The organism is Cellulosimicrobium sp. 72-3, assembly GCF_013127315.1.
GTDB lineage: Bacteria > Actinomycetota > Actinomycetes > Actinomycetales > Cellulomonadaceae > Cellulosimicrobium > Cellulosimicrobium funkei.
Genome location: NZ_CP053419.1, coordinates 377576 through 390771, shown reverse-complemented (window position 1 = coordinate 390771; position 13196 = coordinate 377576). Strand labels below are relative to the sequence as shown.

The following is a 13196-nucleotide window of genomic DNA, read 5'->3' as shown; positions in this document are numbered from 1 at the left end:
GGGCCCCTCCGGTCACGGCTCAGGGCCGGGACAGGCGGGCCATCCCGTAGACCTTCGTCGCGCGCACGCGCAGCACCTGGCGGCGGTCCGCGACCATGGCGCGCCGGAACTCCTCCCAGTCCGGGTGCTCGCCCCCGGTGGCCGCGCGGTAGGTCGCGACGAGCTCGTCGGCGGCGGCGTCGTAGGGGTCGAGCGCGACGGCGCTCAGCTCGGCGTCGCCCTCGACGACGGCGTAGCCCGCGAAGTCCTCCGCGCTCACGTGCAGCGAGACGCGCGGGTCGCGCGCCGCGTTGCGGGTCTTCGCGCGGTCGGCGGTGACGGAGACGCGCGCGAGCCCGTCCTCCGGGTCCCAGACGTAGAGCACGTTGGAGAGCTGGGGCCGCCCGTCCTTCTTCACGGTCGCGAGGACGCCCTGGCGGCGCGCGGCGACGAGGTCGAGCAGCGCGGGGTCCCCGAGCGGGGCGCGCGGCGCGCGGCCGGGGGCGTCGCGGTCGGTGTCACGGGCGGAGTCCGGGGGAGGTGTCACGGGCGTCGGTGCTCATGCCGGGGCAACCGTCGCCAGCCCGCGGGGCATTCCCGGTGCACCGCACGTGGGGACCTCTCCCCACCCGAACCTGTGGACGACGCCCGGTCCGGCGGGGTCCGCGCTGGCATACTGGGCCGGGTTCGCCGGGGGCTCGCGAGGCTCCGTCCGCCCTCCGGCCGCGCACGGGACCACACCACCCGCACCACCCGGAGGACGACCGATGGCCGCAGGGCACGGCAGCATCTCGACGCAGGACCTCGACCGCGCGAGCCACCTGCTCAAGCGCGTCGGCCAGGTCTTCGACCAGCGCGTCGTCGGGCAGGAGGCTCTGCGCACCGCGCTCGTGAGCACGCTGCTCGCGGGCGGGCACATCCTGCTCGAGTCGGTCCCGGGCCTCGCCAAGACGACCGCGGCGCAGACGCTCGCCGCGGCGGTCGACGGCTCGTTCCACCGCATCCAGTGCACGCCGGACCTCATGCCGAACGACATCGTCGGCACGCAGATCTTCAACTACGCGACCGGCCAGTTCACGACCCAGCTCGGCCCGGTGCACGCGAACGTCGTCCTGCTCGACGAGATCAACCGCTCGTCGGCCAAGACGCAGTCGGCGATGCTCGAGGCGATGCAGGAGAAGCAGACGTCGATCGGCGGCGAGAACTACGCGCTCCCGGACCCGTTCATGGTGCTCGCGACGCAGAACCCCATCGAGGAGGAGGGCACGTACGTGCTCCCCGAGGCGCAGATGGACCGCTTCCTCATGAAGGAGGTGCTCACGTACCCGACGCCGCCCCAGGAGCTCGAGATCCTCCAGCGCATCGCGACCGGGCAGATGACGCGCCCCCTCACGGCGCAGCCGATCTCGCTCGACGACGTGCGCTTCCTGCGCGGTCTCGTCGACGACGTGTACGTGGACGACTCGATCAAGCGCTACGTCGTCGACCTCATCAACACGACGCGGTTCTCGGGTCCCCGCCCGGTGCCGGGCCTGGAGCGCCACGTGCGCGTGGGCGCGTCGCCGCGCGGCGGCATCGCGCTCATGCGCGTGGGCCAGGCGCTCGCGATCCTCGCGGGCCGGGCGTACGTCATCCCGGACGACATCAAGGCGGTGCGGTACTCGGTGCTGCGCCACCGCCTCGTGCGCACGTTCGACGCGCTCGCCAACAACGTGCCGCCGGAGCAGCTCGTGGACGCGGTGTTCGACGCCGTCCCCACGCCCTGACCGGTCCGCCCACCGTCCCGAGAGAGCACCACGTGCCCGACGTCTCCCGTCTCGCCCAGGTCCGGGCCCGGCTCGACCTGCCGGTCGCGCGCCGGGCGTCCGGCCTGCTCGAGGGCCGGCACCGCTCGGTGTTCAAGGGGCACGGGCAGGACTTCGACGACCTGCACCTGTACGCGCCGGGCGAGGACGTCGGCGACATCGACTGGAAGTCCTCGGCGCGCGCCGGGCTGCCGATCATCCGCCGGTTCGTGCGCGAGTCGAACCTCAACCTCGTGCTCGTCGTGGACACGGGGCGCACCATGGGCGCGACGGCGCCGAGCGGGGAGACGAAGGCGGAGATCGCGAGCTTCTGCTGCGCGCTCGTCGCCTACCTCGCCCGCGACCGGGGCGACCGCGTCGCGCTCGTCGCGGGCGACGCCGAGCGCCTGGTCCAGCTCCCGCCACGGGCGAGCACGCGCGACCTCGAGGTGCTGCTGCGCACCGTGGAGGGGCTGTGGCGCCCGGACGCTCCCGGGAGCGACCTGTCCCGTCCGCTCGACCGCGCGCAGACGGCGTTCCGGCGCCGCTCGCTCGTGGTCGTCGTCACCGACGAGGCCCGGCCGGCGGCCGAGCACGAGCAGCTGCTGCGCTCGCTGCGCGTGCGTCACGAGGTGATGGTCGTGCAGGTCGCGGACCTCTCGCCGGTGGGCGCCGGGACCGGGGAGGTGGCCGACGTCGACGGCACGCTGCGCCTGCCGCCGTTCCTGCGCGGGCGGGCCGCGCTCGCGGCGCCCGCCGCCGAGGCGCTGGCCGCGCGGCGCGCCGAGGTGGCCGAGCGGCTGCGCGCCCTCCAGGTCGAGGGCGTGCTCGTCGAGGGGTCCGACGACGTCCTGCAACGCTTCGTCGAGCTCCTGGGGAGGCAGAAGCGTGCCCGTCGATGAGCTCGTCGACCCCGTCGGCTACTCGGGGTGGTGGACGGTCCTGGGGGTCGTCCTGGTCCTCGCGGCCGCCGCGGTCCTGTTCCTGGTGATCTGGCTGACGCGCGCGAGCGCGGAGGAGAAGAACGGCCCGCGTCCCGCGCCGCTGCTCCCCACGGGCCTGCACGACCCGTACGCGTCGCTCCGGGCGGAGTACGAGCGGCGCCTCGACGCCGTCGCCGAGCGGTTCCGCGCGGGCGAGCTCGACGAGCGCACCCTGCACCTCGCCCTCTCGGCGGAGATGCGCGGCTTCGCGACCGGGCGGCTCGGCCAGGACGCGTCGTCCATGACGCTCTCGGAGATCCAGCAGCTCGCCGAGGCGGGCCGCCTCACGCAGCTCATCGCGCGCTACTACCGGCCGTCGTTCGCGGACCACGACAACGACCCGGCGGCGCGCTCGACGGACGGCGAGGACTCCATCGACCGCGCCCGGGCGGTGGTGCGCGGATGGTGACGCGTCCCGTCGCGGCGAGCGCCGCCGTCGTCCCCGGGCCGCAGGGCCCGTCGATCCTGTGGCCGTGGCTGTGGGTCGTCCTCGTCGTCGCGGTGCTCGCGGCGGCGGCGGTGGCCTGGTGGCTCGCGCGGCGGCGCCGGTCGCGCGACGCGGACGCGGGCGTGCTCTGGGTCGCGAACTCCGACTACCTCGCGCGCGTCCCGGCGTTCGCCGCGTGGGTGCGCCGCTACCGCGTGCTGCAGGGCCTCACCGCGGCGGGGCTGCTCGTGGCGGTCGTCGGGGCGGGCGCGGTCGCGGCCCGCCCGGTCGAGACGGACGTCGTCGTCGACCGCCTCGGTACGCGCGACATCGTGCTGTGCCTCGACGTGTCGGGCTCGATGATCGAGTACGACGGCGCAGTGCTCAAGGTCTTCCAGGAGCTCGTGGACAACTTCGAGGGCGAGCGGATCGCGCTGTCGATCTTCAACTCGTCGTCGCGCACGGTCTTCCCGCTCACGGACGACTACACGTTGGTCCAGGAGGAGCTCCAGGCCGGGATCGCCGCGCTCGACCAGGACCCGGCGACGTTCGACTACACGGGCGGCACCGACGACGCGGAGATCCTCGAGTACGCGCAGTTCACGGCGGGCACGACGGCGAACCTCTCCGGCGCGAGCCTCATCGGCGACGGGCTCGCGAGCTGCGCGCTCCAGTTCGACGCGGAGGACACCGAGCGCTCGCGCTCGATCATCCTGGCGACGGACAACTACGTCTCCGGCGAGCCGATCTACACGCTCCCGCAGGCGGCGGACCTCGTCGCGTCGCGCGACATCACGCTGCACGGCATCTTCGGCGGGTCCCAGCGCTACGAGGGCACGCCCGAGGAGACCGAGTACCGCGAGACCGTCGAGTCGGGCGGCGGCCTGTACTTCCTCGCGGACGACCCGGCGGCGGTGCAGGGCATGGTCGACGACGTCGTCGCGCAGCAGGCGGTCGAGCTCGACGCGTCCCCCGAGGTGATCGTCACCGACCGGCCCGCGGGCTGGTTCCTCGTCGCGGTCCTCGGCGTCGCGCTGCTGCTCGTCGTCGCGTGGCGGGTGAAGGAGTGACGCGCCGATGAACCTCGCCGGACTCACGTTCCAGCCGCTCGTGCCCCTGTGGGCGCTGGCGCTGCTCGTGCTGCCGCTGCTCGGCCTCGCCGGGTGGCAGGCGGTCGTGGCCGGGCGCCCGGGGCCCGACGGCGCCCCCCGCCCGGGCGCCCCGCGCGCGGCCTGGGTGCGCCGCGCCGGGGCGGTCGTGCTGCTCGGGGTCATCGGGATCGCGCCCTCGGTCGCGTCGACGGACCGCGACACGTCGGTCGCGAACGTCGACATGTTCTTCGTCGTCGACCGCACGGGGTCGATGGCGGCCGAGGACTACGGGCCCGAGGGCGGTCAGGAGCGCCTCGACGGCGTGCGGCACGACATCACGAGCCTCACGGAGGCGATCCCCGGGGCGCGGTACTCGATCATCTCGTTCGACTCGCAGGCGTCGCGCCAGCTCCCGCTGACGACGGACGCGCGCGCGATCACCTCCTGGGCCGACACGTTCCACCGCGAGATCACGCGGTACTCGCAGGGCTCCCTCACGGACCGGCCGCTCGACGAGCTGCGGTCCGCGCTCGAGGGCTCGGCGGAGCAGCACCCGGCCAACGTGCGGCTCGTCTTCTTCCTCACCGACGGCGAGCAGACGGCGGAGGGCGAGCCGCGGTCGTTCGCCGACCTCGCCCCGCTCGTCGACGGCGGAGCGGTGCTGGGCTACGGGACCGCCGAGGGAGGCCGCATGAAGGAGTACGACCCGGACGTGGACCCCGAGGACGCGGAGTACCTCGTCGACTGGTCGAAGCCGAGCGACGGCGGCGAGCCCGTCGAGGCGCTGTCCGTGCTGGACGAGGCGACGCTCACCGCGCTCGCCGGCCAGCTCGGCGTGCCGTACGTGCACCGGCAGGAGCCGTCGGAGACGGCGTCGCTCGTCGCGGGCGTCGACCCGCAGCAGGTGGCGGCGGACGGACGCCGCGACGTCACGGCGTACCGGCCGGTCGTGTGGCCGTTCGCCCTCGCGCTCGTGGCGCTGCTCGGCGTCGAGGCGTGGTTCTGGGCGCGCTCCGCGAGCCGCTCGCTCGTCCGCCCGACGGCGCCCGACCGGGCGGAGGTGCGCCGATGACCTGGACCCCTCCCCCGGCACCCCCGCCCGGCGCCCGCGCGCCCCGGCCCACCGGCGGGGCCGCCCTGCGCGCGGCGCGGCTGCGGCGGCGCCGGTGGTGGCTCCTCGGGACCCTGCCCGTCGTGCTCGTGCTCCTCGTGCTGGGGTTCACGCTCGCCCTGCGCGCCCCGGTCGCCTCGCTCGCGAAGGACCGCTACGACGCCGGCGACACCGAGGGCGCGGCGAGCACGTACGGCCTCCAGCGGACGCTCAACCTCGTCGAGCCGTGGAAGGCGCACTACAACCACGGGACGGCGCTCGCGCGGACCGAGGACTCGTGGTCGCTGTACGACGCCATCCGGTCCCTCGACCGCGCCTACGACCTCGCGGAGAACGCGTCTCCCGAGGAACGGTGCATGATCCAGACCAACCTGTCGCTGACGTACGAGATCCAGGGCGACGGCGACATGGCCTACGCCGACCGCAAGGCGGCGGAGCTCGCCCTCGTGGAGGAGGCGATCGCCGCCCGCGACGCCGGCCGCTCGTACGACGAGGACGTCCTCGACCCGTACGGGGACGGCACCGAGCCCGACCCGGACGAGCTGAGGCAGGACGTCCAGGACTGGTACGAGTACGCCGAGCAGGAGTACGCGACGGCCGAGCAGATCCGCGGCTGGCCCGACTGCGGGGAGTCCGAGCAGACCCCCGAGCAGCAGGAGCAGGACGCGGCCGCGCAGCAGCGTCTCCAGGACAAGCAGCAGGAGGCGCAGGACGCGCAGCCCGAGAACCAGGACGGTGGCGACACCTCGGAGGGCGAGGGCGACGGCTCCGAGGGCGACGAGCAGTCGGACGCCTCGGGCGGGGACGGCGCGCAGGGTGAGGACCAGCAGAGCCAGGCCGAGCGCGAGGAGCAGGAGCGCCAGGAACAGCTCGAGCAGCAGGGCTCCGAGGCGCGCGACGAGCAGGAGCGTCTCGAGCAGGAGTACCGCGACCTCTACGGGGACCAGCCGGGCACCGGCAGCGACCCGGGCGACAGCAGCGGGGGCGGCACCAAGAACTGGTGATCCCCGGCTGAGCTGCAGCCGAGCCGCCGTCGCCCGCCGGCCGCTCCGGCGACCGCCTGCTCTCCACGCCGGCCGGTGGAGCCGGACGCGTCGCAGGGGTGCCCAGCCTGCGAGACGACGGCCGGGACCCGAGGACGCGCCGGATGCTCGCCCGTACCCTCGGCGACCGTGACCACACCCGAGGACCTGCCCGTCCTGCGCGCGCTCCACTCGACGCCGTCGCGCCGCTACCTCTCGCCCGACCCGGTGCCCGACGACGTGCTCGACGCGATCCTCGACGCCGCGGTTCGCGGACCGAGCGGGGGCAACCGGCAGCGGTGGGCGTGGGTCGTCGTGCGGGACCCCGCGACGAAGGCGCAGATCGCCGCCTGGTACCGCGAGGGGTGGCGCGCGGCGTACGGGGACCGCCGCGACGCCGTCCTCAGTGTCGCGACCGACGACGCCGGCGTGAGCGAGGCGGGCTTCCGCGCCGTCGAGCACCTGGCGCTGCACCTGGAGGAGGCCCCGGTGTGGGTCGTGCCGGTGCTGCGGGACGCGGCGCGCTCGGCCGACCCCCGGCTCGGGGCCTCGATCTACGGCGCGGTGCAGAACCTCGTCCTCGCGGCCCGGGCCTACGGGATCGGGACGACGCTCACGACCTTCCACACCGTCCGGGAGCGCGACGTCGCCGCGCTGCTCGGCCTGCCCGACGACGCGCTGACGATGGGCCTGCTCCCGCTCGGGTACCCGACCCGGGGCCGCTGGTCCGAGCCGCGGCGGCGCCCGCTCGCGGAGGTCGTGCACCGGGACCGGTGGCACGGCTGAGCGCGCCGGGAAGAGGCGACCGCCCGGACGCGTTCGCCCCGGAGGACACGCACGGCCGGACGGCCGCGACGACGGCACGGCACCCGGGCGACCGGGCGAGGAGGAGCAGCATGACCGCGACGAGCACGGGGCCCGGCACCACCGGCGTCGACGACCCGGCCCTGGACAACCCGTCGTGGAGCGCGCTCACCGGCGCGCACGCGCACCTCGCCGAGGGCGACGACCTGGCGCGTCGCTACCCGGCCGACGTCTCCCCGATCACGGGCGTGCGCTCGTGGACCGACCCGGGCGTGTGGGACGCGATCGCCGCGCTCGTCGGCCCGGGCGGGCACTTCTCGGCGCCGCCGGTCGGGGTCGAGCCGCCGCAGGGCTGGACGGTCGAGGCCCGCGTCGAGGGCGTCCAGCTCGTCGAGACCGAGCGCCTCGTCACCCGACCCGACCCGGAGGCGGTCGTGCTCGGCGCGGACGACGTCCCGGAGATGCTCGCGCTCGTCGAGCGCAGCCGACCGGGTCCTTTCGAGGCGCGGACCTACCTCCTCGGCCGGTACGTCGGGTTCCGCGACGGCGACGGGCGCCTCGTCGCCATGGCGGGCGAGCGCCTGCGGCCCGCGGGGTGGACCGAGATCAGCGCCGTGACGACCGACCCCGACCACCGCGGGCGCGACCTCGCCTCGCGCCTGGTGCGCGACGTCGCGTTCCACGTCCAGGAGCGGGGCGACCGCGCGTTCCTGCACGCCGCGGCGCAGAACGTCGGCGCGATCGGCGTCTACGAGCGGCTCGGGTTCGCCCTGCGCCACCGTCCGACGTTCGGCTCGCTGCGCGCGCCGGGCTGACGGCCTCGTCGCCGGGCCCGCCCCACGCTCCTGCCACGCGGCCCCGCGGCCGATCGGACGCTCGACGCCGTGTGGCTCAGTCCTCGATCCCCTCGACGAGCAGCGTGCGGGGGCCGGGGCCCTCGTCGGCGAGCGCGTCGTCGGGGTTGACGAGGACGCACCGGCGCAGCGAGAGGCACCCGCAGCCGATGCAGTCCGTGAGGTGGTCCCGCAGGCGCGTGAGCTGCTCGATGCGCGCGTCGAGGTCGGCGTGCCACCCGGCCGAGAGCCGGTGCCAGTCCTTGGCCGTGGGCGTGCGGTCGCCGGGGAGCGTCGCGAGGGCGGCGCGGATGCGGGCGAGCGGGATGCCCACGCGCTGCGACGCGCGCACGAACGCGACGCGGCGCAGCGTCTCGCGCGTGAAGCGCCGCTGGTTGCCGGGCGTCCGACGGCTCGTGATGAGCCCCTCGCGCTCGTAGAAGTGCAGGGCGGACACGGCGACGCCGCTGCGCGCCGCGAGCTGGCCGACGGTGAGCTCGTCGCTCGGGGACGGGGCGGCGTCGGGCACGGCGGTTCCTCCACGCGGACGGATGCAGCGGCGACGCGGCGGGCACGGCCGGCCGCCGGTCGGCACGGGTACTTGACCTGAACAATTGTTGAGGTTCGAGACTAGCAGGGCGGCGCGATCGCGAGGCCGCACGACCCTGGCACGACCCCGATCCCGATCCCGAGGAGCACCCGTGGACGCCATCCGCCTGCACGCGTTCGGACCACCCGAGAACCTCGTGCTGGACCAGCTCCCCGACCCGGTCCCCGGCCCCGGCCAGGTACGCGTCGCCGTGCGCGCGCACGGCGTCCACCTGCTCGACACGACGCTGCGCCGCGGCGAGGTCGCGGGACCGCTCCCGCTGCCCGCCCTGCCCACGGTCCCCGGGCGCGAGGTCGCCGGGGTGGTGGACGTCGTCGGGCCGGGCGTCGACGCCGCGTGGCGCGGGCGACGCGTCGCGGCCCACCTCGGCGCCACGCCCGACGGCGGCGGGTACGCCCGCCTGGCCGTCGTGCCCGTCGAGGCGCTGCACCGCATCCCCGTCCACGTCACCGCGCCCGACGCGCTGGCCATGATCGGCACCGGTCGGACCGCCGTCGGCATCCTCGACCTCGCGGAGCTCGCCGCGACGGACACCGTCGTCGTCACGGCCGCGGCCGGCGGGCTCGGCACGCTGCTCGTCCAGAGCGCGCTCGCGGCGGGGGCGCGCGTCGTCGCGCTCGCCGGCGGGCCGGAGAAGGTCGCGCTCGTCCGGTCGCTCGCCAGGGAGGCGCAGGAGGATCGACTCGCCGCCGTCGACTACCGGGCGGACGCCTGGCTCGACGAGGCGCGGGCCGCCGTCGGGCAGCACGCCCCGGAGGGCGCGACCGTGCTCCTCGACGGCGTCGGCGGCGACGCGGGCGCCGACGCCGCGAGCCTCGTCGCACCGACCGGTCGCCTCGTGCTCTACGGCTGGGCGTCGGGGGCACCGAACCGGGCCGGTGACGTCGACCACCCGGACGAGAAATCGGGGGCCGCGGGCGGCACGCCGGACGTACGGTGGGCCGTGGGACCCCGGGCCCGACCCTGGGGAGACCTGTCCACGCTGCAGGAGCGCGCGCTCGCGCTCGCGGCGGACGGGACGTGGCGGGTCGTCACGCACCAGATCCCCCTCGCGGAGGCCGCGCGCGCCCACCGCGAGCTCGAAGCGCGCGCCACCACCGGAAAGGTCGTTCTCGTATGACGGCGGACCCCCGCACCGACGCCGACGCACCGGCGTACGGCTCCCCCGCGCCCGGCGCGGACGAGGCCGGCACGTTCGAGGCCGGCACGGGAGACGTCGGCACGGCAGACGTCGGCGCGCCCGCGGCCGACCCCGCCGAGGCGGGTGCGCTCTCGCCCGGGACGCAGCGCACGGTGCTGTTCGGCATGGTCGCGTTCGTGTTCCTCGGCGCGTTCGAGGCGCTCGCCGTCGCGACCGCCATGCCGACGGTCGCCGTCGAGCTCGACGGCCTCACCCTGTACACGCTCGCGTTCGCCGCGTCGCTCGCGTCGAGCGTCGTCGGCATGGTGGCGTCCGGCCGCTGGAGCGACCGCGCCGGCCCGACCACCCCGCTGTGGACCGGCATCGGGCTCTTCCTCGCCGGGCTGCTCGTCGCCGGGCTCGCGCAGGACATGCTCGTGCTCGTCGCGGGCCGCGTGCTCCAGGGCGTCGGGACGGGCCTGTACATCGTCGCGCTGTACGTGCTCGTCGCGCGCGTCTTCCCCACCGACCGGCGCCCGAAGGTCTTCGCGGCCTTCGCGGCGGCCTGGGTGATCCCGTCGATCGTCGGGCCCGCCATCGCGGGGCTCGTGGTCGAGCACGTCGGGTGGCGCTGGGTGTTCCTCGCCGTCCCGGTCCTCGCGGTGCCCGCGCTGTTCCTCATGCGCCCGGGCATGCGCGCGGCCCGCGGCTCGGCCCCCGAGCCCGCCCCGGCGTCCGCCCCGCTGTCCGGGGACCGGCCCGACGACGCCGAGTCGCCGCTCGACCGGACCGCACGCCAGGCGTCGCTCACCTGGGCCGTCGTCGCCGCCGTCGGCATCGGGGCGCTCAACTACGCGGGCCAGCTGCGCGGGGTCGGGCTCGCAGCCCTGCTCGTCGTGTCGCTCGCCGCCGTCGCGCTCGCCGTCCCGCGCCTGCTCCCCCGCGGCACGACCCGCGCGGCCCGCGGCCTGCCGAGCGTCATCGCGATCCGCGGCCTCGTCGCGGCCGCGTTCACCGGCGCCGAGGTGCTGCTCCCGCTCCTGCTGTCGCACGAGCGCGGCCTCTCGCCGTCGCTCGCGGGCGCCGTGCTCACGTTCGGCGCCGTCGGCTGGTCGACGGGGTCGTGGCTCCGCGGCCGGGCGACGTGGGTCCTCCAGCACGCAGGCTACGTGCGACTCGGCGGGACGCTCGTCGCGCTCGGGATCGGTGGCGCCGCGCTGCTCGCGTGGACGGCGGTGCCGCCCGTCGTCGGGATGGTCGCGTGGACCCTCGCGGGGCTCGGCATGGGCATGACGCACCCGACGCTCTCCGTGCTCACGCTCGAGCTCTCGCCCGTCGCCGAGCAGGGCGCGAACTCGTCCGCGCTCCAGGTGTCCGACGCCGTCGCCGCGGCGACCGCGCTCGCCGTCACGGGGTCGCTCCTGTGGGCCCTGCACCCCACGCTCGGCCTGGCGTCGTACGTCGTGTGCTTCGGCGTCACGGTGCTGCTCGCGGCGGGCGTCGCCCTCCTCGCGCCCCGCACCCGCCCGGTCCTCAGGGCGTAGGGCGCAGCCCGGCCGCGGCGTCCCCATAGCGGTCGAGCACGATCGCGGTGAGCCGCGGGTCGGGCGCGAGCGGGCCGGTCACGACGTCGGCGCCCGCCTCCAGCACCCGGTCGTAGAAGAAGCCGGGCGCGAGGAGGTAGGCCGCGACGACGACGCGCCCGCCCGGGGCGAGGCCCGCGCGGGCGGCGGCGACGGCGTCGGGCACCGTGGGCGTCGCCATGGCGCCGTAGCCGACGGAGACCGGGCCGGGGACGCGCTCGCGGAGCCCGGCGGCGAGCGTCTCGACGTCGCGCGCGGCGCCCGGGCGGCTCGACCCCGCGGCGGCGATCACGACGGCGTCGCCGTCGCGCAGCCCGGCCTCCGCGAGCCGCTCGGCGAGCAGCTCCACGAGGCGCGGGTCGGGACCGAGCGGCCCCGACGCGGCAGCGGCCCCGGTGCCGGGGCCGCGGTCCTCGACGGCCGCCGCGACGTCCACGCTCACGTGGAACCCGGCGGAGAGCAGGAGCGGCACCACCACGGCGTCACCGGGCGCCCCGCCGTCGGACGGGGCGACGACGGCGGTCACGACGTCCGCCACCTCGGGCTGCTGGACGTCCACGAACGCCTCGCGCACGTCGAGGTCGGGGCGGGCCGCACGCACGTCGTCCAGGAGTGCGCGGACCACCGCGCGCCCCGCGAGGTCGTCCGTGCCGTGGGAGCAGCCGACGAGCACCGGCGCCGCGGCGCGCGGGCCGGCCGGAGCGCCGGCGACGGCGTCGAGGGAGGTGGGGCTGTCCGGGCTCATGCGAGCTCCAATCGGTATCCGCGCTTGACGACGGTCTTGACGAGGTCCCGGCGGCCGGTGGCCTCGCGCAGGCGCGCGACCGCGACCTCGGCCGTGTGCGGGTCGCGCGAGTCGCCGGGCAGGACGTCGAGCACGTCGTCGCGCGTGACGACCTCGCCGCGGCGCGCGGCGAGGAGGCGCAGCACCTCGAGGCTGCTGGGCGACAGGGGCAGCACCTCGCCGTCGAGCACGGCGACGCGCGAGCGGATCTGGAGCGCCCCGGCGACGGTCGCGAGGGCCACGGTCTCGGCCTGCTCGTAGTGCGCGACGAGCGTCCGCACGAGCGCGCCGAGGCGTCCGCGCTCCGGCTGCAGCGGCGTGACGCCGCGGTGCTCGAGCGGCCGCGCGGTGACGGGACCGACGGCGGCCGCGACCATCGACCCGTCCTGGAACCGGGACACGACGAGCCGCCCCACACCGTGCTCCTCGGCGGCGCTCAGCCACGCCTCGGCGCCGGGCGCGGAGGTGAAGACGACGGCGTCGATCTCCCCGACGGCCGCGGCCTCGACCGACGCGCGCAGCGCCTCGGGGTCCGGCGGCGGGCCCCAGCGGTAGACGACGAGGCTCGCGACCTCGGCGCCCGCCTCGGCGAACACGACGTCGAGGCCGTCGGCCCCGGCACCGTGGTGCTGGACGGCGATCCGCAGCCCGGCGACGCCCTCGCCGAGCAGCACGTCGGCGATCTCGGCCGACGTCTCGGACTCGGCGACCCAGTCGGCGGTGAGCCCGGCGGCCTGGATCGCGCCGCGCGCCTTGGGTCCGCGCGCGACGATCCGCGCGTCGGCGAGCACCTCGAGCAGGCGGTCGGCGAGGCCGTGCGCGTCCGCGGCCTCGACCCAGGACCGGAAGCCGATGCCGGTCGTCACGACGACGACGTCCGGCGGTCGCTCGACGAGGTCGCGCGTCCCCGCGAGGAGCTGCTCGTCGTCGGCGTGCGGGATCATGCTCAGCGCGGGCGCGTGGCGGACCTCGGCGCCCCGGCGCTGGAGGGCGGCGGCGAGCTCGCTCTTGCGGCGGTCGGCCGTGACGAGCACGGTGCAGCCCGCCATGACCTGGCCGAGGGCG

The 13196-nt window shown here is 76.2% G+C and carries 14 protein-coding genes; 10 read left to right on the top strand and 4 right to left on the bottom strand.

Annotated features, from left to right (window positions below; genetic code table 11):
* Positions 1–19: 19 nt before the first annotated feature.
* Positions 20–526 carry a PPOX class F420-dependent oxidoreductase gene (locus tag HKK73_RS01800; RefSeq protein ID WP_253705743.1) on the bottom strand — a complete coding sequence of 169 codons (507 nt, stop codon included), beginning with the start codon at positions 524–526 and terminating at the stop codon, positions 20–22.
* Between the two features lie 220 nt (positions 527–746).
* Between HKK73_RS01800 and HKK73_RS01795 the strand changes: the two genes are divergently transcribed.
* The 8 genes from HKK73_RS01795 to HKK73_RS01760 all read left to right on the top strand — a co-directional run bounded on the left by HKK73_RS01795 (position 747) and on the right by HKK73_RS01760 (position 8016).
* Positions 747–1745, top strand: coding sequence for a MoxR family ATPase (locus HKK73_RS01795; protein WP_043659061.1), 999 nt, complete (start codon positions 747–749; stop codon positions 1743–1745).
* Between the two features lie 32 nt (positions 1746–1777).
* Positions 1778–2665: a DUF58 domain-containing protein gene (locus HKK73_RS01790; RefSeq protein WP_076403835.1), complete on the top strand. Its 888-nt coding sequence runs from the start codon at positions 1778–1780 to the stop codon at positions 2663–2665.
* Positions 2652–3155, top strand: coding sequence for a hypothetical protein (locus HKK73_RS01785; RefSeq protein WP_171467309.1), 504 nt, complete (start codon positions 2652–2654; stop codon positions 3153–3155). The genes HKK73_RS01790 and HKK73_RS01785 overlap by 14 nt, the downstream gene beginning before the upstream one ends.
* Complete coding sequence (locus HKK73_RS01780; protein ID WP_171467308.1) at positions 3149–4243, top strand: VWA domain-containing protein; 1095 nt, start codon at positions 3149–3151, stop codon at positions 4241–4243. The genes HKK73_RS01785 and HKK73_RS01780 overlap by 7 nt, the downstream gene beginning before the upstream one ends.
* Before the next feature lie 7 nt (positions 4244–4250).
* Positions 4251–5336, top strand: a complete 1086-nt coding sequence (locus tag HKK73_RS01775; RefSeq protein WP_171467307.1) for a VWA domain-containing protein — start codon at positions 4251–4253, stop codon at positions 5334–5336.
* On the top strand, positions 5333–6379 hold the full coding sequence (locus tag HKK73_RS01770) for a hypothetical protein (RefSeq protein WP_171467306.1): 1047 nt from the start codon (positions 5333–5335) through the stop codon (positions 6377–6379). Before HKK73_RS01775 ends, HKK73_RS01770 begins: the two co-directional genes overlap by 4 nt.
* Positions 6380–6547: 168 nt before the next feature.
* The gene (locus HKK73_RS01765; RefSeq protein ID WP_171467305.1) at positions 6548–7183 is read left to right on the top strand and encodes a nitroreductase family protein; all 636 of its coding nucleotides are present in this window, start codon (positions 6548–6550) and stop codon (positions 7181–7183) included.
* Between the two features lie 110 nt (positions 7184–7293).
* Complete coding sequence (locus HKK73_RS01760; RefSeq protein ID WP_171467304.1) at positions 7294–8016, top strand: GNAT family N-acetyltransferase; 723 nt, start codon at positions 7294–7296, stop codon at positions 8014–8016.
* Positions 8017–8092: 76 nt separating this feature from the next.
* Here HKK73_RS01760 and soxR read toward each other — a convergent pair whose 3' ends face one another.
* On the bottom strand, positions 8093–8563 hold the full coding sequence (gene soxR / locus HKK73_RS01755) for a redox-sensitive transcriptional activator SoxR (protein WP_043659223.1): 471 nt from the start codon (positions 8561–8563) through the stop codon (positions 8093–8095).
* A 172-nt stretch (positions 8564–8735) separates the two neighbouring features.
* Here soxR and HKK73_RS01750 point away from each other — a divergent pair, with 172 nt between their 5' ends.
* Positions 8736–9764: a zinc-binding dehydrogenase gene (locus HKK73_RS01750; RefSeq protein WP_171467303.1), complete on the top strand. Its 1029-nt coding sequence runs from the start codon at positions 8736–8738 to the stop codon at positions 9762–9764.
* Positions 9761–11308, top strand: coding sequence for an MFS transporter (locus HKK73_RS01745; RefSeq protein WP_171467302.1), 1548 nt, complete (start codon positions 9761–9763; stop codon positions 11306–11308). Before HKK73_RS01750 ends, HKK73_RS01745 begins: the two co-directional genes overlap by 4 nt.
* Here HKK73_RS01745 and HKK73_RS01740 read toward each other — a convergent pair.
* On the bottom strand, positions 11298–12092 hold the full coding sequence (locus HKK73_RS01740) for a sirohydrochlorin chelatase (protein ID WP_171467301.1): 795 nt from the start codon (positions 12090–12092) through the stop codon (positions 11298–11300). The two genes, HKK73_RS01745 and HKK73_RS01740, sit on opposite strands and share 11 nt — an antisense overlap.
* Complete coding sequence (locus HKK73_RS01735) at positions 12089–13180, bottom strand: uroporphyrinogen-III synthase (protein WP_171468642.1); 1092 nt, start codon at positions 13178–13180, stop codon at positions 12089–12091. The genes HKK73_RS01740 and HKK73_RS01735 overlap by 4 nt, the downstream gene beginning before the upstream one ends.
* Positions 13181–13196: the final 16 nt, after the last annotated feature.

Coding starts and splice junctions, on each gene's coding strand:
- HKK73_RS01780 (WP_171467308.1), top strand. CDS start 3,149: ATGGTGACGCGTCCCGTCGCGGCGAGCGCCGCCGTCGTCCCCGGGCCG.
- HKK73_RS01795 (WP_043659061.1), top strand. CDS start 747: ATGGCCGCAGGGCACGGCAGCATCTCGACGCAGGACCTCGACCGCGCG.
- HKK73_RS01760 (WP_171467304.1), top strand. CDS start 7,294: ATGACCGCGACGAGCACGGGGCCCGGCACCACCGGCGTCGACGACCCG.
- HKK73_RS01770 (WP_171467306.1), top strand. CDS start 5,333: ATGACCTGGACCCCTCCCCCGGCACCCCCGCCCGGCGCCCGCGCGCCC.
- HKK73_RS01775 (WP_171467307.1), top strand. CDS start 4,251: ATGAACCTCGCCGGACTCACGTTCCAGCCGCTCGTGCCCCTGTGGGCG.
- HKK73_RS01735 (WP_171468642.1), bottom strand. CDS start 13,180: ATGGCGGGCTGCACCGTGCTCGTCACGGCCGACCGCCGCAAGAGCGAG.
- HKK73_RS01745 (WP_171467302.1), top strand. CDS start 9,761: ATGACGGCGGACCCCCGCACCGACGCCGACGCACCGGCGTACGGCTCC.
- HKK73_RS01740 (WP_171467301.1), bottom strand. CDS start 12,092: ATGAGCCCGGACAGCCCCACCTCCCTCGACGCCGTCGCCGGCGCTCCG.